This is a genomic window from Fibrobacterota bacterium, from assembly GCA_019509785.1.
Taxonomy (GTDB): Bacteria; Fibrobacterota; Fibrobacteria; order UBA11236; family UBA11236; genus Chersky-265.
On record JAEKLQ010000069.1, the window covers coordinates 1 to 20404 of the forward strand.

Genomic DNA, 20404 nt, shown 5'->3' on the forward strand with positions numbered 1-20404 from the left:
GGAACTCCCCCTGCTGAACCACGGTGGTGTCCTTGCCGTTGAAACTGATCCCTTCCATCACCGGATGGGTTTTCATGGCGGCCGGGACGAATATCGGCGCGCTCACGTCGGTGCGCGAGGATTCGCCCGTATAAATGCAGGGATGCCAGGTGCTATAGAACCAGGGCCAATTCGTCGATTGGCGCGAATCCCCGGATGAATGCATGACGAACGCGCCGTTCCCCCCGACTTCCACGAAATCCTGGACCGCTTTTTCGCCCTTGAACGACCCCGACTGCGCGATGCTGGAAATGAAGTTGGCGAAGAAGACCTGGTAGCCGCCCAGCTTGGCCGCGGTGACATCATCACCGTTGGTGGCAACATCCACCGTCCAGCCTTCGGCCGTGCCGATGCGCTTCAGGGTGGACTCCAGGTTGGGAGACCCGACAGTATGGTTGAAGCCGTAAGTGAAGCTGCCGATCAGAATGGCCTTCAGCCTGGACTTGAGCAAGTAGGACTTGCCATTTGCCGTAATGGTCCGCTCCTTAGCCAAAGGCGTAGTCTGCGCCATCGCCGTCCCTGTGGCCGCGACCACCAATGCGGACGCGAGGACGAAGCGCCCTATCCTTTTAATTTCCTTGCTTGCCATCAAACCCTCCTTAAACCCCTTACATTGCCCATTGGAACTGGAATAGGTAGTACCAACCCGATTTGGTATGGGTGACCGGCGTGAACGAAGGCCCCGCGTTCACGTCCTGTATCCGGAAATGATCATTCGCCGCCTGAACGAATAAATCCAACCCCGCATAGAGGTTTCTCCGCAAATACACCGACCACTTCACATCATCCTCGGAGTACAAACCCGCATCCCGATTTCTCGCATACAACGCCGGATTCCCCGCAGGGAATGCCGGCTGCGGAAGGCTATTAACATATTGCTGCATGCTGTTTTCCGGGTACGGATTTTTGAAGTATTCCATCTGCACCGAGGCCAGGCTCAATAAGCCAAAGGTGGGAATATGCATCCCGAGCATGAGCGGGATGCGCTGATTGATATTTTCGTAGAAATAGGGCTGGTTCTGCACGCCCAAGACGGCGGCTTCGGCGAAGATCTTGAAGGGTCCGACGGATTGCGCGTCCAGCCCGAGTAGGGCATCGAAGTCCACCGAAGCGCGCGCCATCAGTTCAATCGCCTTGAAGGTTAATTTCTCCGTTTTCCTGGGTCGCAAGGTATCTCCGGCCTGGGTCACGAAAAAACTACCGCGGCTATCCTGGCCCGTTTTCACCAAGGGCGTTCCGGCTTCATCGGTGTAATTTCCGATGAAGCCTTCCATATCCTTCAAGGTTCCGCCCGCGAAACCAAGCTGGTCCCGTTGGGCGACCGTATCGTGGATGGCCGGGATGGCGGGGAAATTATCGATCTCGACATACCGGTTGGCAGCGCGCCCGGGAGTGGTCGTGCTGGGCTTCACGGGCAAAAACCGATGCAAGGAGAAGCCCGCGCCGAATTCGAACGCCTGTCCGGCTTTGAAGGTCGCCACGTACGAAGGCGAGAAGTCGAAAATGGGTACTTCATTGAATTCGCTGAAGATGACCAGATCCTGCCGGAGCTTTCCGTCCAGCAAATCCCAGGTGACCTTGGTACCCATGGATTTGTACTTGTTGTCGTTCATCCACACCCAGCCGCCCGAGCCGGCCGTACGGACCAGGCCCGGATAGGCCTCGCTCCGGAGAAGATATTCGCCCAGGTTCATGGCATCAGGATTGTAATCGTATCCGAAAAACCCGAATTTCCAATTCAGGTTCTTCTGGAAATCGTACTGTACCGAGGCCTCCGAAATGCCCGGGCCGAATTGGATACGGGTGCTGGCGGGATTCGAGGTTTCCGGAATGGGCTTCCAGAACAGGCCGCCCACTCCGATGTTCACATGCAGGCGATCTTTCAAGGTACCGGAATAGGTCAGCGCAATGCCGTCACGATTCAGAAAGGCGCCGTCCAGCCCCAGGGCCGGGCGCGCTCCATCGTCCGTGACGAAGGAACCTTTCACGACCTGCCCAACGTCTACGAAGCCCATCACGGAAATCTTCCGGGTGATGTCGGAAGGGTTCGGCTCTTCACCATGGGCGCCGGCCACGAGCAAGGCTACGCATAAAGGCCAAAGGTTCGCCTTCATATTCCGCGCTCCCGCGGCTGCCATACCTGATTCATGCGTGTTGCTCCTCATAGCGCCCATTCCAAATGGGCCATGAAATACCATTGATCCTTCTTCGCCGTTTGCGGGTATGACGAAGGCAGGATTCCGGCGACATCGAAATTCTTGAGCCGCATATGATCATTGGCGACTTGAACCTTGGCCTTAAGGCCGGGGGTCAAGGTACGGACGGCATGCACGCTCCATTTCCAATCATCGCCATGGATAGCGGTTGGCTGGAAGCGAGGAGCGTCGTAGGCCCCTTGCGGCAGGTCCGGAAGGGGCATGCTCGGCCCCACCAGGGATTCATTCAGGTTGATGCTGAGCTCTTGCTGGCTGTCCTGATAGGGATTGGAGAGATATTCCGTTTCCACCGCGAGGAGATCCAAGAGGCCGAAGGTAGGCACGTGCAAGCCGACCATCACCGGCATCCGCTGCAAGCGGTTTTCATAGTACACGGGCTGGTTCTTGACCCCGAGCAAGGCGATCTCGGAATACAGCTTGAAGGGTCCCGTGGTCGCGCTCACCCCGAGCATTTCCCCGATATCCAGTTCCACGTGGCCCATGACATTGACGGCCGAACGCGTCAATTCCTCGGAACGGGTGATTTGGGCTGCTTGTTCGGACGCGGGGTCGGAGACGACATTGCCGTTGGCATCGGTTTGGACGACCATCCCGGATGTATCGTAATAGGACACGCAAGTCTGGGTCTGACCGTCATAGCAATCGCTGCCGTCGGACCATTTCGTGTTCATCAGGAAGCGCTGGATGCCTGAACGCGCGCCGGCGGGGCTGCCGTCTTGGATCATATCCACTTTCGTGACCTGCGCCCCGGTTTTGCCTCCAAGCAAGGTGCTCTGATCGAGGGCGGCGCCCCCACGCCAAACCGCGAAGGTATCCGCGCTGGCAAGCTGGCCGCTCCCATTGGTATAGGTATAATGGACCCGGGCCTGGTTTTGGACCTCTGGGAAGTTCGCTACCGTTACGTATCGGGTGGCCGTAAGAGCGCTGCGCGCTTCGGCCTTATTCCCGAAATAAGCGCGATTGTTTGAAATCCAACGGCGCAAGGCAATCCCGCCCCCCAATTCCAATCCTTTGGCCGGACGCCATGCGAAAAGGTAGGCCGGCGTAATGTCCCACAGAGGGGCATTCTCAAACTCAAGAAATAGTCCCAGCTCATGCCGGAAGGCGCCGCCGAAATGGGTGCCCATGAGACGCACGCCGAGTACCCGGGTATAGGCACTATCCACCCATTGCCATCCGCCCGTCGTGATGTAGGTAGGATAGGATTCCGAGCGCACCAGGTATTCACCCAGGTTCATGGCCGGAGAAGAATACTTGAGGGGGAAATATCCCCCTTCCACCGCAAAGCTCGACCCGAAACGGAGTTTGGTAGAGGCCTCGTTGATACCCGGCCCGAACTTGATGAAGTTTTGCCAGAAATCCCCTTCCGGAAAGGAATTCCAGAAAATGCCGCCGACGGTAATCCGCAAGGAAAGCCGTCCCCCTACGGTATCGCTCACTGTCAGGTTCGCGCCCAGGCGGTTCAGGTAGGTATCCTCAACCGGGACGCCCCCGGCATTGCCCTTAACGAGCTGCCCTATGTCGGTGTAGCCTTGTCCTTGTAGTTTGTCGATGGAGATGTCCGCCATAGCCGTTCCCGCCCACAGGGCCATGAACAACCAGGCGCATCCACTTTTACGAACCATCAGGTGATCTCCGCTCGCGACAATAGTAATCGCTCGCGCAAAAATGGAAAGGGCGCGGCATTTACCGCGTCCGGAGAAAACTTAAAGCTGAAAAGACTAAAATAGTGAAGGCCTCCCGCCAACTTCGTTGCCCTATGTGGTTCCCATGCTTTTACGCGTGAGAGAGGGGGAAGGCGATTAATCCGGAGATCCCAGGCCGAAGCGCGGCTTTGCTTGTACCTTTGTGCATAACTCCATGAATGCCAATGCCTTCAACGTTTCGCGGCCTTCGCCCTGGATCGTTTCAGCGAAATGGGACTTGCCCTTGTTCGTGCTCGCTCCTTTGTGGATTCTGCCCCTGGGTTTCGCCCTGATAAACCGGATATCGGTGGATACCGTCGGCCTCTATGTGCTGGGCATAGGGGGCTTTGGACATCATTTGCCCGGATTCATCCGGGCCTATATGGACCCGGGTTTGTTCCGAAGATTCAGGTTGCGATTCACGGTGGTACCCGCGGCCCTATTGCTCTTGGCGGCTGGTTTCGGCCGGCTGGATCTGAACGCCTTGGTCTGCGCCACCGTGATGTGGGGGGTTTGGCATGGCGCGATGCAAGTGAACGGGTTCCTGCGTATCTATGACTCCAAGGTAAACTCCGTCTCTCCTATCACGGCTCGTCTTGACTGGCTGATGTGCCTGGCTTGGTTCGGATTGGCGGTTTTCCACTCGCCGGCCAAGGAATTCTCGCTAGTGTCGCAGTACTATGCCTCCGGCGGACCCCTCATCCCACCGGCGGTCTTGCATTTCATGCGAACGGCGTGGGACCTCGGCACCGCCGGCATTACCCTCGTCTTCGCCGCCAACATCTGGCGGCAGTCCAAAGCGGGGTATCGGCCCGCAACCGGAAGCCTGTTGATCGGGATCGTGCTTTGGGAAATTTTCCATGATGTGCAATACAACGCCCTGGTCTGGGTATACCAGCGCCGTAGGGTGACGGCGAACATGCGGCCTTCCCGCCTGGAGGCCTGGATATTCGGACCCGGCGCCCTGGGATTCATCGCCTATGCGGCGGCCATAGCGGCCTACGGATGGATCGGCGTTGCCACATCCTTTAATTCTCTCCAGCAAACCGAATCGACTTTACTGAACGGAGCCGCCCCGCCCTGGATCATCCATCTCACCGTCGCATCGGCGCTTTTGCATTTCTATTTCGACGGCTTTATCTGGAAGGTGCGCGAGACCGAACTACGGCAAGGGCTCGGCCTGGGTAAGGGTGCGCCGCCAACCCCATCCACGCCGGCTTCCGCGCCTCGGGGCCTGGAGTGGCAATGGGCCTTCTTCCTCTTGCCTGTCCTATGGTTGGGCTTTTCGCAGCATGCCGGCAAAGCCCCTCCCTTTGAATCCCAGGTGGTGAACCTGTCCGAAGGCATCCCCGGCAGTTGGCTGGCCCATTTCCTGAGCGGCACCTACTTCAAAGGCAGGGCCGAATGGGAGCGGGCGGAAAGCGAGTACCGCGCTACGGTCGCCGCCAATCCCGGCTTGGCAATCGGCCACCTGTTCCTGGCCGATATCCTTAAGCGCAAAGGCGACGCCTCCGGGGCACTGGATGAGTTCCGCCGCACAACGGAACTCGATCCGTCTTCCCAGGAAGCACGCATCAATCTGGCCTTCGGCTATCTCCAAGCCGACCGACCCGAAGCCGCCGCGGAACATTTCGCGATCCTGGTAGCGGCGGAACCCGATGATCCCGATATGCAATTCGGCCTGGGTTCCGCCTTGGTGCGGGCACACCGTTTCAGCGAGGCACGCCCCCATTTGGAATCCACCTTACGCCTACATCCCGGGCATTCCGGCGCGCTGAACTACCTTGGGATGATCCAAGACCTTTCCGGCGATCCGGCCGGCGCCGCCGCCTTGTACCGGCAGGCCCTCGCGGCCGATAGCGGCAACGCATCCGCGCGCGCCAACCTCGCGGCGGTTTTGCCCAAGCTGAACTCCTCCCTCCCTTAACGGTTCCGGACGGGCCGGAGACGCGGCTTCGGCCCATTGTCCGAAGAAACGATCTTATGGAGGATTCAGTTCGATCCAATCCAACGAGGCCGATCCGCCGCCAATCGTAACGCGCAACACATGGTCGCCGGGATCGAGCGTCAAGGCGGGCACATCCGCCTCCGTCCAGTCCGACGCCGCCGGCAGGGTGAACGTGGCCGCGGGCGCGGTGGCATGGTCGAGGAACAGATCGACCTTGGCCCCCCCGGCGGAGTGGTACCGGAGCTTGGCCGCCAAGACGCCTCCCGCCGAAGTGATGCGATGATCGGTGTAGCCGCTGTCGGCATAGGTGGCCGACTCGTTACCGGTGGTGGAATCCGCGAACTGGACGGTCACTTTGGACATGGCGGTATAGGCTTCCGCCTCGACCCGGCCCGGAAGCGCGATCGGATGATAGGCTCCCGGACGGATCAGGGAGGCGTAGAATTCCGATTGGTAGCCGGCCCAATTATTGGCGGCCAGGGGGATGTCCACGAAATCGAAGGTGATGTCGGAGGCGGGCTGGACCTCCATGGAGCGGCTCACCTTCACTATGTTGGCGCTTTTCCAAACCGAAGGATTGAACAGGAAAGCCACGGGGGCGATATCGCCGTAGGGCAGGCTCTTGGCGTTCTGGAATAGGTAGCTGCGAAGGCGCTCGCCCATCAGCGTCGTGGGGATGGAACGGATTTGGGAGGTGTCCGCCTGGCCGCCCCAGACATAGCCCCGTCCCCATTGCACGAACCTGCATTTGCGGGCCACCAGGTAATTGGCGACCGTATCCTCGGGTTGCATGCTGTAGGTGAAGATGCCCGCCACGATCATGCGCGGGGCGATGGAAGGATCGGTCAGCCAGGCATTGGCCACCGTGGTGAGGGGGCCGCCCACCACCACCAGCAAAGGCTTTTCGGGCGTCGCCTTGCGGGCCTCCGCCACGATCAATTCGCTGCCGGCGCTCGGCGAGGGGACGATGTTCTCCAGATACCCGGAGTCGGGCCAGGAGAGCTTGGCCGAGGCCCCGGGGGTCATATCGGGCAGGTTGACGAAGCCGGCCGCGCGCGCTTCCCACAGTTCCTGGCGCGCCTTCCGCAATTGCGCATCCATGGCGCTCCCGTAATGGAAATCGCGCGTTACGATGGCGCCGCGCAGGTTGAGGGAGCCCGCCGAAGCTTTGGCCCATACGTATTCGTCATCCGGGCCGTTATCCCATTTCTCGTTATCGAAGATGACGGGATTGGTCGAATCGAGCCCGTCGATGCGGACCGCGCCGGAATCGGTGCGGAAGGTGAGCTTGGCTTCCTTGGCCAAGACGACCGAATCGAGCATCGTCCGCTGGCCCGCCGCCACCGGGACTTTGCGGCGGATGGCTTCGCGGCGGAACGGTTGCAGGCTGCTGAAGCGCACGTCGTAAGAGCCCTTGGGCATGCCGTACAGGATGAAGTTCCCTTCGGGGTCGGCCTGGACCAGCCTTTCCAACCCGTAGACCTGCACGAATCCGGAGGAGTGCGAATCGGTATCGGCCGCGATGGAGCCGGCGATGCTTCCGCGCGTCCGCAAGGTATCGGGGATCAGGACCTTGCCTTTGCCCGATTCGGGAAGGAAAAAGTCGGTGACCGCGCCGCCCGATTCCGTACCGCCTAATTCGACCCGGTAAGTCCCCGAAGGCAAGCGGGCGAAGCCATAGCGTCCCTGGCCATCGGTCACGGTATCGCGCACCCCCGGCGCGGCATGCTCGGAGGAAACGAGATCGGTCAGGTAATCCGCGGGACGGAGCTGCACGCGGGCATAGGCCACGGGTTCGCCGTTCTCGTTCACGGCCCTCCCGACCACCTTGTCCTCGGTCTCGGTCCCGCCGCCTCTGCCGTCGAGAAGGCAACCGGCAGCCAGGCCAGCAACGCACAACGCCCCGAGCCAGGCGGATAAACGGATCCGCACAGACCGCCGCGGCCGGCCGCTCGCGCGGGTCCGGGCGCGGCCTGTCATTCGTCCTTACCCTTCTTCGGAAGGGTGCGCAAGGGGGCCCGCGCAGCGGCGGGCGCGGCCGGCGGCAAGGCCGAGATCGGGAAGACGTGGAAGTTCATCTGGTACACGCGATCGACGTTCTCCGACTCCTGGGCCATATCCAAAAGCCGCCGGCGAAAGGCCCGCAGCTCTTCCAACATAGCCTCGTAAGTCGGACCCGACACGCTCATAGTGAGGGTGGAGAAGTTACGGGTGCCGCCGGGAAGGCTGTCCATCGCGTATTTCGCCAGCTCCATCGCCTGTATTTGGAAGGCCCCTATCAGCGCCTTGCTGATGGCGTCGCCGGCGGAGATGGCCGCATCGGTCCTTTCGTAGGTCCCATCGCTCCCTTTGCGGATCAAGCCCAAGCGTTCCAGCAGTTCGACGGACTTGCGCGTTTCCGGTACGGTGATGGGCGGATTCACCATGGCCGCCAAGGCCCGGAAATCCCCCCGGAAAGGCTTGATGGCGATCAATTCCCGCACCACCGCATGATGCCACTTCTCGAAATACTCCCACTGATGGGCTTCTACGCTTTTGACGCGCGTACCGCGTAAAGCCAGCAGGCGATCCAAGTACTCCTTCTTCTCCGAGGCTCCCGTCGACTTGTTGAAAAGCACCAGGGTTTCGAAGTATTCCCTTTCCTTGCGGCCTAGCTTGAACAGTTCCGCGAACTTGAGGACCAGCTTGAGGGAGATGTCCTTCTTGCCGGAAAGCACGTTGGCGAAAAAGCCGGGGGACGAGAACCCCACTTTACCCGCGATAAAGCGATAAGAAAACTTGGAGTTTTCCTTACGCCGTTCATCGTAGGCATCGCGCAGGTAGCGCCGGTAATCGATATACTCAAAAATGTTGGGCACGACGGATTTCCATCCCCAAGTTACCCTTCGGGGGCCGGCCTGGCCCAGGGAAATCGGGAAGGGGACGGATGAAACCGTTTACCGAGGGTATACGAAGGGCGTGCCTACTGCTTCCGGAAGACCGGAAGCGAAGCGGCTTTTTCCTTCAAAGCAGGCAAGAAAACCCGGCCGTCGGGCAGATAGGCCGGTCCCGTTACGGCGGACGCGGGACGGAGGAGCGGGGTCCGGATGGCTACCGAAGGCAATGCGCCGTCGGTCTTAAGCACGAAATGGGTCGCCGACCACGGAGGCAGGCTATAGGTGAAGCCGCTCCCGCTTGCCGTGACCGCGGTCTGAGCCGATACCTTGGTTGAGGATTGATCGAATCCATAGGCTTTGATGCCGGCGAGGGGAACCGGGCTGGTGACCGCGAAGGTGCCGGTAACGGTTTCGGTGGGACTCTTGTTGATGGCGATGATGTGGATCTCATCCCCGCCGGGATTGAAGGACGCGAAAACCGAGGCGGCGTCGCGGCTGGAAGCGGTCGCTTGCGCGGAAGCCGATCCGAAGGCGCCTTTTTGCCCGTCGTAATTGCGGAAGAGCCGGAAGGCGGTGGCCACGTAGGGGGACTTCGAAGTCAGGGGCCATATGGCCGATGCGTAAACGCCCTTGGAACCCATCACTCCCAGGAAATCGGCTTCGGCCAGGCCTCCGGTGACATGCGTAGGCTCGCCGTAATTGTATTCCGTGATGGCGATGCGGGTGCCGGGGAAATACTTGTCGATGGAGGACTGGATGCGGGGCAGCAGGTTGATGGGGCCGCCGGTGGATTGGGTGATCCAGCTCTTTTCCTTGTAGGTACTGTCCCATAGCGAGCGGGGCGCTTGCAGGCGTGCGGCGCGATCCTCCGCCGACGTCGCGGCGCCATCGGTGATGCGGGCCGTGCCCGTGGCTTCGGGATACCAATGGATGTCGAGCACGTCGATCAGCCGCTTGCCCGCCTGATCGGATTCTTTCTTCATGGCGTCGAGGAAGTAGTCGATATACCAATTATACTTGTTACCCGTATTGACCGTTCCCCAGTCCTTGGCGCTTTGCATGTTGGCGTACTCGGCGTAACCGTAGAACACGCCTCCGAAGATCTCGCATTGCGGATCGACTTTCTTGACGGCGGTGGCGAGGGCGGTCGTCTTCTGGACGAGTTCGGCGGCGCCGGTCGCGGCGGGATGGATACGCGGATGGGTATACGGCCACAGCGCCGGTTCATTATCCACTTCCCAACGCTTCACCCCGTTCTTGGCGGTGGCGTCCCCGTATTTCCCGTTCATGAAGGACACGAATTCGTCGGTATAGACCGCATCGTCGGTCGTATCGGGCGTTGTCGCGAAAGCGGATCCTTTTTCGAAAGCCACCTTGACCCAACGCGCCGAAGGCGCGGTTTGGCTCGAATCGACCGTGCCTTTCTTGTCTTTGGCGACGTACCCGGCAGCCTGCAGGGTGAGCACCGACTGTTGCCCCGCGGCCACCGACTTGTCATGGAAATCCGTCATGGCCTTGCCCGGAACCAGCCCTCCCCCGAGAAAGCTGTCGCTGGAGTTGAGGTAATCCGTGCCCGCGCTGGAAGCGTTGTTCTCCCAATTGTATCCCGTCAGGCGGTTGCCCCCGTAGCGCCGGAGGGTTACCCCGTCATCCGCGGTGATGCTGTCGTCGTTGCTCCCGTAGATCAGGGGGCTGATGAGTTTGACGTCCTTGGAGATGTCGATGTTGAATTGGACGGCGACGTCCGCCCCCGCCGCGGCGGCAAGCGCCGCGAAGGAGAGAATGAAAAAGCGATAACCGTTCAGCATGCTTTCCCCCGTATGCGGCCCCCGACCAGGCGGGCGCCGCTCCTATTGACTTCCGATATTATACAGCTGAGGGGCCGGCACTGGCCCCGTTCAAACGGGAAAAATCCCGTTCGAATCAGTGCCGCCGCAATACGCCCCAAATCTGGTCCAAGGTGCGGCTCTCCTTCACCTGGCCCGCGACCCGGATGACGTAATGGATACGCGCCACGTAGGCGCCGGTCGCGACTTTCTGGCCGTCCTTCGCGGTGCCGTTCCATCCGATGAACAGGAACCCGCGATGGGTCACGCAATCCCCCTGGAAAATCGCATCGGTACAGGCGACCGCGCGTTGCCCATCGGCCACGGGTTCCCCGTGATTGGTGAAGTAACTGACATGGTACTCCAGGACCACTTGGGCCGGGGTCACCTTGTTGAAGTCATCGCCAACCGCATAGGCCCCGAGATCGGTCTTGAGCAGATGCCCCATGCGGCCGGTACGATCCACCACTTCGGTCGCCACCGCGGTGGTCGGCTGCAAGGAGGGTTCGATGACGCCCTGGGGCCCGTTCATCCCGGGCAAGAGCTTATAGTAGGTCACCGTTTCGATATCCGACCGTTTGTCCCCGGTGATTACACGGAAGCGCGAGGCCGGCCCGGCGGTATTGCCGCTCTCATCGGCGACGAGGCCTTTGCCATCCTCGATGCGGACCAGGTTGCCCGCCCGCGGAACGCTGGCGGAGGTGTTGGAATAAATCAAGGTGATTCCATTTCGATCGTCGTCCATTTTCCCCGAGAGGGGGGCCACGTGCTCGATCGCCCCGTCGGAGGCGCGCTTGATCGCGAACCACAGCGCGGGGTCGCCCGTGGGTCCCGACTGGGAGAGGGCCTCGCTGAAGCGGATGCGCAAAGTATCCGCGGTCTTGCCGAGGCTGATCACCGCCTCCTTGATGATGGGCCCGATATGATCATCGAGATTCACGGTCTGAACCGAGTCCGCTTTGCGGGGATGATAAATCGCGGAGAAGGAGCCCACGCCCGCGGTCTGGATGCCGGAGGAGAAAAGCCCCTTGAGGGTCAGATTCTTTCCGGCCACGGCCTTGGCGACGTCGGCCCCGCTCACGTTGACCGCGGTACCGGTCGACGGCCACTTGTAGGCCGCCCCGGTGGGCAGGGCGGCGGAGATGTCCCGATCGAAAACGGCTTCGATGCGGTCGCCGATCCCGTCCCCGTCGTCATCATAAATGCCGGCCGAAACGAGCTTGGGCAAGTCGATGCCGGGCATATGGAAGTTGAGGGTGACGGTCGGGGCCGAGGTGGTGATCCCGAGGACATAGCTCTTATCGACCGGATCGGTGGAATCGGCGGTGGCGTAGATGATAGCCGAACCATCGGCCCCGGTGGTTCCCGAAGTGATCGGCACCGTTCCCGCGGCGTCGGAGAAGACTTTCAGGCCGGCGGGGATTTTCAAGGTATAGGGAAGCGGTTTGGCCTGCGGGCCGGTCTTGTCCACGGTTTGGAGTTTGATGGCGACGATCTTGCCGACCAAGGTATCGCGCGTCAGCGGCGGCTGGATTTCGACCCGGTCCGTTGGGACCGTGAAGGTCAGGGTGGGCGTTAGCTTGGCCGGAGCGGGCAGGGAAAGGATATAGGTCTTATCGGCCGTAGCTGCGGGATCGCCTGTGGCCCAAAGGGTATCCAGCCCGTCCGCATTGGTGGACAAGGTGGCAGGGACCGCCACGGTCCCGGCCGCATCGGTGTAGACCTTCAGACCTGGCGGGATATTGGGCGTATAGTTAATGGCCCCGGCCGTCTTCGCCCCGAGTTGATCTCGATTCGAAGCGATGATCATGACGAGCTGGCCGACGGGAACGGTGGCGGTGGGGGGCGAGTCGAAGTCCACGTAATTGCGGACAGGAACCTTGAACGGCACTTCTACCTTAAGCGTCGAGTTGCTGGGCTCGAAGGCAACCACGCGATAGGTGGCGCCCGGAATCAATACCGTAGTGGTGAGCTTGCTGGTGTCGATGGTGATCACGGGGGTGGCGATGGTGATGCCCCCGTAAACGGTCTTGCCGTTCTCCAAGGTCTCCACCAACTTGCCGGAGGCATCCAGCAACTGATAGGTTAAGTTGGTCGCCTTCGACGAATCATTGGTGTTTCCGACGGAGGCGCAGGAACCGGTTCCGCCGGTACGCTTCCATATCTCAAGATTGATGCTGCCCGGATCGGCGCCCGGGATATCGATTCCGTACAAGGCGAGCTGCTGCTTGAAATAGATGGAGGTCTTGATGCGGAGCGACGATCCGCAGGGCTGGCGATCGCAGTAGAATAGATCCCAATTGTAAGAATTGCCGGCTGTAAGGCCTTGCGTGGCCATGTTCACCGTAGCGGATTTGGGAACATGGACGCCGCCCAGATCCACCACCAGCTTGTTGTTGATGAAGACCCAGACATCGTCATCGCCGCGGAACTCGAAAGTCTGGCCCGGCTGGTAGATGAATTTGGCATGGGACTCCATGCAGAAATTCCCGTTGCGCTTGGGCCCGCCGGTCACCCAACTGGTGCTGTCCGGCGGAGGCTTGACGTAGCAGGACGCCATGGTTTCATTGAAGCGATTCTTGGTTCCCTCTACCGGCCAGAAGCCGTGATCGGGGCTGTCGCGGTAGCTATCATATTCCCAACCGCCATCGCTGGCTTTGCTCATGGTGATGTCATAACAGCTCTCGTAGTTCTGCAAGGGCGCGGGCCGCGTGGAATCGGTGACCCACCAATCGTTGAAGTGGGCGAAGGAGATGGTCGGATCCGGTTTGGGAATGGTTGCGCTGAGGACGGGCTTGCGACCGGGGTCCGGCCCGATGGTCGATTGCACGACGCCCAGGACGGAATGGTCTCCCGTCACGCTCCCGAAATCGAAATCCGGATGGGCCGACGAGAAATCCCGGACCGTCACGGCCATTTGATAAGTGCATTGGCCGACGACGCCCGGGAAGACGGCGGTCCACGCATTGGCCTGGGTGTTGAGCCAAATCAAAGGCCCGTTGGCGGTGAATAGGGTGGTGAAATCAAAAGGATCCTTGGAACCCAGGCCGCCCTTTCCGTAGGAATCGGTGTTGTTCACTTCCTCGAAATAGCCTTGGGTCATGGTGGTATCGAGGAGCATTGCCGAAAACCAGCCGCAGCGTCCATCCACCGTGGTCATGTTGCGGGTCTTGGCGCCCGAAATCAGTTTGGGGGCGGTGGTCGTCCAGGGATTCAGAACATTGATCGTATTCGGAGCATGCAGCATGATGACGGGCGGGGCCGTGGAGGGACCGGCAGGATCCACGATGATCCAGATTTCCTTCGCTCCCTTGAAATCGGCCAGGAGGAAACGAGGAGCCTCGGTGCCGCCTAGTCCCGACTTGGAAAAGAAGATGCGATGCTGGACGTCGGTGAAATAGAAGCCGTCGATGTTGTCGTACAGGCCCGACTTGGTGAAGGTGTAAGAATACCAGTACTGCGCATCCTGCTTCATGGTGATATTCAGATTCTGGATGACCAGGGTATCGATGGCCGGGCTGGGGAGGAAAACGTGCACCGTCCTCCCTCCCAGGGAATCGGTGGGATTCTGCGCCTGGGCGCGGGTCGCGCCTAAGGCGATGACCGACAGGAAGATAGGGATGGCTAGGAGCCAGGTGTTTTTACGCATGGTTTCGTCTTAGTGGTAAAAGGGAAGCATGAGGGTTTGGGCACAAAATACCCCCGAGGACCCGCGAAAGCTGCTCGAAATTGCAGGGCGATGGGCATGAATGCCCTTAATTAGGGATTCTTGATAGGGCCCAGCCGCCCATTTAAATGGGGATATCGATCCGGGAGGCCGTCGGTTCCAGCTGAAAACCCGGCGATGCTGGGGGCCGCTGTTCCGCCATACGGCATTGACGCGCAAGGGGGAAGCCGGTTTTCCTACCTTTTCGCAACCACAAACTCTGGTAAAAGGAATGTTAATGCCCCTCCTTCGAACCGGGATTCTCCTCCTGGCGCCGACCCTGTTTTTGGCTTGCGGTTCCGCCCGTATGGCCTCGCAAGAGCCGAGGCGGGAGGCTTCCGGGCTGGATTCTTGCAAATCGCGCGTCGTCCATAACGCCCTTGTCCCGGGGGTGAAGCCGGCTAATGTGATCCGGAATCCGCGGTACTCCGCGATGGCCTGCTACACCGCTTCGGGCATGGAGGGATTCGCCAAACATGTTGCCTGCGACAGCGGGTATGCCCTCGCGAACCTGATCAACATTCGCGAGCCCGGCTTCTGGTCGGGCGCTTGCTATCAGGCCGATCTGGAATTCTACCGTTCCGACTCGGGCGTGCAGGTTTCCGAAAGCCCTATCCGCAAGTTCGACAGCATCCCGGCGGAAGGCTTTCAGGCAGTGGGGATATTGGACGTGGGAGGCATGGCGGGCGGCCCGCAAGCGCATTCCGGACTCGTCAATGATAAGGGCGACAAAGCCAAAACCGACGAGGTCGGATTCGGTCTCTCTTTGCGGTACTATTTCCTGCCCTACCTGGGAATGGAGGCGGAAACGGCCGGCCGCTTCGGTTCCGCCAACGCGCCCGATACGAAATCCCTGAGTTTCACCCGGGCTTGGACCTCCCGACTGGGCGTATCCGTGATCCTCTGGCAGATGCTAACCTTGAGCGGCCGCATCCAGGCCGCGGTGGATGGCGGCCTCAACTATACGCGCCTGGCCTTCGCGCAGGATTTCAAGGATTTCGTGGAAACCCATGCGCCCGTGAAAATGTCCGACGACGCAGCCACCGGAACCGGATGGTACGCGGGCGCCCAATTCCGGACGATCACGCGCGTTGGTTTCGTCGGCGAGTTCGGCGGTCGCTACGAGGCGTCCTACCCGAAATTCCCGGGAGCGAAGGCGAGTTATTCCGGACAGAGCCTGATGTTCACGCTCGGGGCCGGATACCTTTTCTAAGGCTAGAACAAGTCCAACTGCGCCGCCTCCGCCGTCGCCCGCGCGAAGTCGGAACCGTAGAAGCGGAGCACCATGTCGGCGATGGGAGCCAATTGCTTCTCCGCGTAATGCCGGTAATCCGGACGGGCTCCCGAACGCATTTGCACGGGTTCCGGCCCTTCGAGGGTCATCAAATAGCGGATGATGCGTCCTTCGCGTCCCGATCGCTTGCGATCGGCGGCCAAGGCGCGGGCCGCGCGCACGTGCGGGGGGGCGGTGCCTTGGTATTCCTCCGGATCCTTGCTCAGCCCCTTACTGTAAACCAGGCGATCATCGAACTCGCCGGCGAACAGGCGATGGTTCCAATCCCGAGCCAAGGCCATCAGCGGCCCCGGGTCGTCGAGGCTTTCTTGCCGGAAGACCTGGGCAAGCAAGGCGGCCTGGAAATCCTTGGCCAGGCGCGTCCAATCGCTGCGCGCCGACTCCAGGCCCGTGAAGTGCAAGGCGCCCGAGGCCAAGAGGCCCGCGTACCGCTTCTTCGAGCCGCGGTCCTCCTTACGCAGGGAGGGCAGGAAGAAACGCAGGAAGATTTTATCGAATTGGATCGTCAGTTTGCTTTCGGCCCCGAAGCGGGCCCGTAAATCCGCTTCCAGATGCGCGTTCAATTCGGAAGCCAGGCGCGCGCCGGTTTCCTTGAGGCCGTCGAGGCCCTCCGCTTCGGGGGCGTGCACGAATAGGCTGTCGGTGTCGCCGTACAACACGCGATGGCCGCGGCCTTCCAGCCATCGTTTCGATTCCAGCAGCACCCACTGGCCGTTGCGGGTGATGGCGCCGGCCAGATCGGGATGGAAGAAGCGGCAGCCGGGATTGCCCAGCACGCCGTAGAAGGAGTTCATGATGATCTTGACGGCCTGGGAAAGGGAGGCGTCCTTGTCCCGCTTGGCCGCCTCGCGCACCTCCATCAGATGTTCGATGATTCCGGGGAGGATGGCCCATTCCTTCGCGAAGCGCGGCCCCGCCGGCCCCTGGATCCAGGTAACCGGCCCGTTACCCTCGGCCCAGCCATGCTGGCCGGCCGCCGCCGCGAGGGGATCGATCAGGAAGGTGCGGATGAGGCTGGGGTAAAGGCTCTTGAAATCGAGCACGAGCACGTTGCGGTGGATGCCCGCCTCGCCGTCCAGGACCAGGCCGCCGGGGACCGATTCCTCGCCGCCGCCGCGATTGGACGAATCGGCCACGAAGCCTTTCCGGTGCAGCAGCGGCAAGTAGAGGAAATCCAGGGCCGCCACGCTGCCGCCCATGCGATCGAGGGCCAAGCCGGTCAGCTGGGTTTTGCGCACCGCCAATTGCGCCAACGACATCTTGCGGAAGATGCGGTGGACGAGCACGGAATCGAGGAGGTTGTAACGGGCCAGCGCTTGCTTGTCTTCGCGGAAACGGCGCTCGATCTCCGCCATCTTCTCGTCCCCTTCCAGCTCGATGGCCTTGCGTTCGCCCAGTAGTTCTCCGGCCGCGGCGTTAAGGGAATAGCCTTCCAGGGGGATGAAGGCGGCCTTGAGCATGTTGATGCCATCCAACACGGCCCGGCCGGGCACGCGCGCCAGCCAATTCGATCCGAAGCGCCCGTAGCCTCCCGCGCCTTCCGGCTCGATCAAGTCCACGGGGCCGTCCACGCCCAAGCCCAGCTTCATCCCCGCCCGTTCGCAGCGGCCGGCCAGGTAGCGCAGATCGAAATTGATGACGTTCCATCCGATGAAGATGTCCGGATCGGTGGCGCGCACTTGCTCCAGGAAGGCGGAGAGCAAGGAACGCTCGTCGGGATAAGCGAAATAGCCCGCAGGTTCGCTAAAGGTCCGGGAGCTCTCGCCCTCCGAAGGAGCAGCCCCCTGCGGCACGAATACACCGGCCGCATGGCGGGGATCGAGCATCAGGACCCGGGCCAAGGGGGATGCGCCTTCCGCGTAAAGGGATATCGAGAACAGGCCGCCTTGGGGCGTGCATTCCACGTCCAGCGAGAGCAAGCGCGGGTCCAAGGTGAAATCCGATCCTTCCACGCGGCCGTCGCGGAAGTCCAGCAAGCCGGATTGTTCGGATACCGGCGGGTCCAGAAAGCGCACCCCGCCCCTCACTCCTCGCTCCATAAGATGCCGGGCGGTGGCGGACACGTCGGCTTCGTAGGCCGCGACGCCCATGGCTTCGGCCTGGCGGCGGGCGCGGGCCAGGTCCCCGGTGGAAGCGAAGTAGAGCGCATCGACGGGACTCCCGCGCAAGGTTTTCAACTCCAGGGGTCGGCGTTGGCAGGGGATGCCGAGGTCGAGGGCGTCGCGCTCGACGAAGAAGCATAGGCGCGGATGGGCCACGATCCAGCGGAAGCGCCGCCCGTCGCGCAACCGGCCCTGGAAGCCGAGACGCGTGGACTCGCGTCCCTGATCCAAGAAGGACGCGGAAAGGATGAAGCCTTCGATCATGACCTTGCGTTTTTCCAGGAATTCGGGTTGGCGACCGGAAAGATCCGTTCTTTGGGTCCCACCTGGCTGGAAATCCTTGTTTTCCGCTTTGCTCCCGCTACAATGAATCTACCAAGATGACGAATTCTCACGACGCTCGATGGGAAATTAGCTCCCGCTTTTCTAGGGAAACCCGCTCGGAAAGGCCCTCCTAACCCGGGATGAACAAAGGGTTTGAGGGGATAGGTGGCACTTTTGGCTTACGAGGCGAACCTGCCGGGAGTATATTCGCACACGGACGTAGCGGGTCGGCAGAACCTGTACTTGGCGGTAAGGAATAAAGCATGTCCCCATTAACTTCGCACCAGTTCCATGGAGGCCGGGCGGCTCTCCGGTTGGCGATTGCGTTTGCCCTGGCCGCTTCGGCCCAAGCGAAGGGTCCCAAGCGCTGCGATTGGCATGGCCCCCTTTCCAGCGGCGAAAACCCTTTCGTCAAATGCGTGGATTTTTCCGCCCTCAACGGCAAGGAATTGACCGCGCCCGGCAACGTCACCCGCATCGCGGCGGACGGCCTTTCTTTCTGCGTGCCGAACAGCACCGTGCCGGGTGCGACCGATGCGGACGTGGTCTTCATTTACGACAATAGCGGATCCATGAACACGGACGGCATCTTCGTCGGCGCCGGGAGCGACACGAGCTTCTACTTCCTGGATCGCTCCGCGGGAACCTGCATAAACAACGTCATCGCAGGCGGGACGGCGACCTATCAACTCAGCGAAGGCGGGACCCGGACCGTCAAGACCCTGAATAGCGAAACCGGCTGCGACGCATCCATCGCTGGCGATCCCTACCAGGCCCGCGGCTCGATCATCAAACAAGGGATCGATTTCCTCACCAAGTCGGCCCCGGGATCGACCGCCGGAGCGATGGGCTTCAAAACGAAGACCGAGTACGAAGTCGCCCCCATGCCCGTGAACAATGCGACCGCGATGGCGACCTTGAAATCGTCGATCAAATTGGATGACGATGACGGCGGTACGGAATACGGCCCCCCGCTAGTGAAGGCCAAAAGCTGGCTCACCGATCCCGCCGTCGTGAAGACCAAGAAACAGGCCATCATCTTCATTTCGGATGGCGAGCCGAACACCTACAACTACTCCGGCGATCTCGATGGCATGCCGACCATTTACTCCATCTATATGGCCAAGGACGACGCCCGGGCCCAGGCCGTAACGCGCCTGAAGGAACTGGCCGACAAGACCGGCGGAACCTATACCCGGGTGAATCCGAAGGATCCCGCCGGCTTCCTGAACGTCCTCAAGGGCATCATTACGTCGATCACGACCAGCCCCGGCGCGCCCAAGTCCGCGACCATCACCAACAAGACCCTGAAGCCCCCGCAAACCAGCCACACCCTGGCCGCCACGGGCAATCCCGACGGCAGTATCGGCATGAAGCTGGATAGCATCATCGCGCTGGCCGTGGGCAAGAACACCATCGAGATCAACCTCACCAAGGACGACAATACCACGGCGACCTATACCTTCACCATGAACGTGGCCGGGGATCCCGCTTCCGAAACCGCGGGAAACTACTCCTGCTACGATATGCCCACCCTCACGGCCATCGACAAGTCCACCGGGCAGGCTCCCGAAATCTACAGCACGGAAAAGACTTCCTATAACATGGTGTTGACCCGCTCCCCGTCGGACCTGGGTGCGGTCTCCGTGGCCGGTTCCACGCCCAATAACGACAAGGAATCGATCGATTTGGGCGCGGCCGACCTTTCCACCGGCATACCGACCCAAAGCGGGTCATTCAAGTACGACCCCAACAAGGGCAGCGCCACCGCCGGGAACGGCGTCCTGGAGGTGGACAACCACGGCGACCTCACCTTCACCTGGTCGCATCCCCGCGATGCGCGCGAGGCCGTAACCTATGTGTTACCTGGCCGCATCGTTCCCATCCTGCCGGGAGCGCCCGAGGTGGAATGGATCACCGACCTCACCAAGAAGGGCGGCGGCGACGGGGTGACCTTGAACAACGTCCCCAAGAACGGGGTGTTGATCACGGACTTGCAGGGCAAGTGCATACAGAATTGCTCGGGCACGGAGCCGTACCATAAGTCGGTGACAATCCCGTCGATGAAGGTCACCATCCGGTCGCCCATCACCTACACGGCGCGTATCTACGATAACTTCGCGCAGTTCGTGAACCAGCAAAGCGGCCAAATCGATTCGGCTGCCTGGAACGGCCTTTCCAAGAAAGGGGATTCCGCCGTGGTGGTGCTGAAGATCCTGCCCTTCTCCAAGGACGGGCAAGCCCTGGGGACCGGCGGTTATATCCTCAGGCTCAACGTCGAAGCGCTAGGCGACCAGGTCACCAAGAGCGCTTCCGGCGAGAGCATCATCGTCAAGAACGCCCACCGGCAGTACGTGAGCCGGTTCGGGTATCTGCGGGCGCATTAGG

The 20404-nt window shown here is 60.9% G+C and carries 11 protein-coding genes; 3 read left to right on the top strand and 8 right to left on the bottom strand.

The window, feature by feature from the left end; translation table 11 throughout:
- The 3 genes from JF616_19680 to JF616_19690 form a co-directional block, all read right to left on the bottom strand.
- Nucleotides 1-628, bottom strand: a 628-nt coding sequence (locus tag JF616_19680) for a hypothetical protein (GenBank protein ID MBW8889982.1), incomplete at its 3' end; no start/stop codon positions are given.
- Nucleotides 629-647: 19 nt separating this feature from the next.
- A complete protein-coding gene (locus JF616_19685; GenBank protein ID MBW8889983.1) occupies nt 648-2153 on the bottom strand; it encodes a hypothetical protein in 1506 nt (501 codons plus the stop codon).
- 47 nt (nt 2154-2200) lie between these two features.
- Nucleotides 2201-3880 (bottom strand): hypothetical protein, encoded by a 1680-nt coding sequence (locus tag JF616_19690; protein ID MBW8889984.1) that lies wholly within the window; start codon nt 3878-3880, stop codon nt 2201-2203.
- Between the two features lie 223 nt (nt 3881-4103).
- Here JF616_19690 and JF616_19695 point away from each other — a divergent pair, with 223 nt between their 5' ends.
- The gene (locus JF616_19695; protein MBW8889985.1) at nt 4104-5867 is read left to right on the top strand and encodes a tetratricopeptide repeat protein; all 1764 of its coding nucleotides are present in this window, start codon (nt 4104-4106) and stop codon (nt 5865-5867) included.
- Nucleotides 5868-5921: 54 nt separating this feature from the next.
- On the opposite strand, the gene JF616_19700 is transcribed toward JF616_19695, so the two are convergent.
- The 4 genes from JF616_19700 to JF616_19715 all read right to left on the bottom strand — a co-directional run bounded on the left by JF616_19700 (nt 5922) and on the right by JF616_19715 (nt 14239).
- Nucleotides 5922-7820 (bottom strand): hypothetical protein, encoded by a 1899-nt coding sequence (locus JF616_19700; GenBank protein ID MBW8889986.1) that lies wholly within the window; start codon nt 7818-7820, stop codon nt 5922-5924.
- A 44-nt stretch (nt 7821-7864) separates the two neighbouring features.
- The gene (locus JF616_19705) at nt 7865-8746 is read right to left on the bottom strand and encodes a TIGR02147 family protein (GenBank protein ID MBW8889987.1); all 882 of its coding nucleotides are present in this window, start codon (nt 8744-8746) and stop codon (nt 7865-7867) included.
- 104 nt (nt 8747-8850) lie between these two features.
- Nucleotides 8851-10572 carry an endoglucanase gene (locus JF616_19710; GenBank protein MBW8889988.1) on the bottom strand — a complete coding sequence of 574 codons (1722 nt, stop codon included), beginning with the start codon at nt 10570-10572 and terminating at the stop codon, nt 8851-8853.
- Nucleotides 10573-10687: 115 nt separating this feature from the next.
- Nucleotides 10688-14239, bottom strand: a complete 3552-nt coding sequence (locus JF616_19715; protein ID MBW8889989.1) for a fibro-slime domain-containing protein — start codon at nt 14237-14239, stop codon at nt 10688-10690.
- Nucleotides 14240-14534: 295 nt separating this feature from the next.
- On the opposite strand from JF616_19715, the gene JF616_19720 reads away from it, so the two are divergent.
- Nucleotides 14535-15509, top strand: coding sequence for a hypothetical protein (locus JF616_19720; GenBank protein MBW8889990.1), 975 nt, complete (start codon nt 14535-14537; stop codon nt 15507-15509).
- Nucleotides 15510-15511: 2 nt separating this feature from the next.
- Here the strand turns inward: JF616_19720 and JF616_19725 are convergent, their stop codons facing one another.
- Nucleotides 15512-17956 carry a DNA polymerase II gene (locus JF616_19725; GenBank protein MBW8889991.1) on the bottom strand — a complete coding sequence of 815 codons (2445 nt, stop codon included), beginning with the start codon at nt 17954-17956 and terminating at the stop codon, nt 15512-15514.
- Nucleotides 17957-18279: 323 nt separating this feature from the next.
- Between JF616_19725 and JF616_19730 the strand changes: the two genes are divergently transcribed.
- Nucleotides 18280-20403, top strand: coding sequence for a hypothetical protein (locus tag JF616_19730; GenBank protein MBW8889992.1), 2124 nt, complete (start codon nt 18280-18282; stop codon nt 20401-20403).
- The last annotated feature ends 1 nt before the right edge of the window (nt 20404 follow it).

Bases quoted from the DNA above. Each gene is read 5' to 3' on its own strand.
- JF616_19725 (MBW8889991.1), bottom strand. From the start codon at position 17,956: ATGATCGAAGGCTTCATCCTTTCCGCGTCCTTCTTGGATCAGGGACGC.
- JF616_19710 (MBW8889988.1), bottom strand. From the start codon at position 10,572: ATGCTGAACGGTTATCGCTTTTTCATTCTCTCCTTCGCGGCGCTTGCC.
- JF616_19690 (MBW8889984.1), bottom strand. From the start codon at position 3,880: ATGGTTCGTAAAAGTGGATGCGCCTGGTTGTTCATGGCCCTGTGGGCG.
- JF616_19720 (MBW8889990.1), top strand. From the start codon at position 14,535: ATGCCCCTCCTTCGAACCGGGATTCTCCTCCTGGCGCCGACCCTGTTT.
- JF616_19685 (MBW8889983.1), bottom strand. From the start codon at position 2,153: ATGAAGGCGAACCTTTGGCCTTTATGCGTAGCCTTGCTCGTGGCCGGC.
- JF616_19715 (MBW8889989.1), bottom strand. From the start codon at position 14,239: ATGCGTAAAAACACCTGGCTCCTAGCCATCCCTATCTTCCTGTCGGTC.
- JF616_19730 (MBW8889992.1), top strand. From the start codon at position 18,280: ATGTCCCCATTAACTTCGCACCAGTTCCATGGAGGCCGGGCGGCTCTC.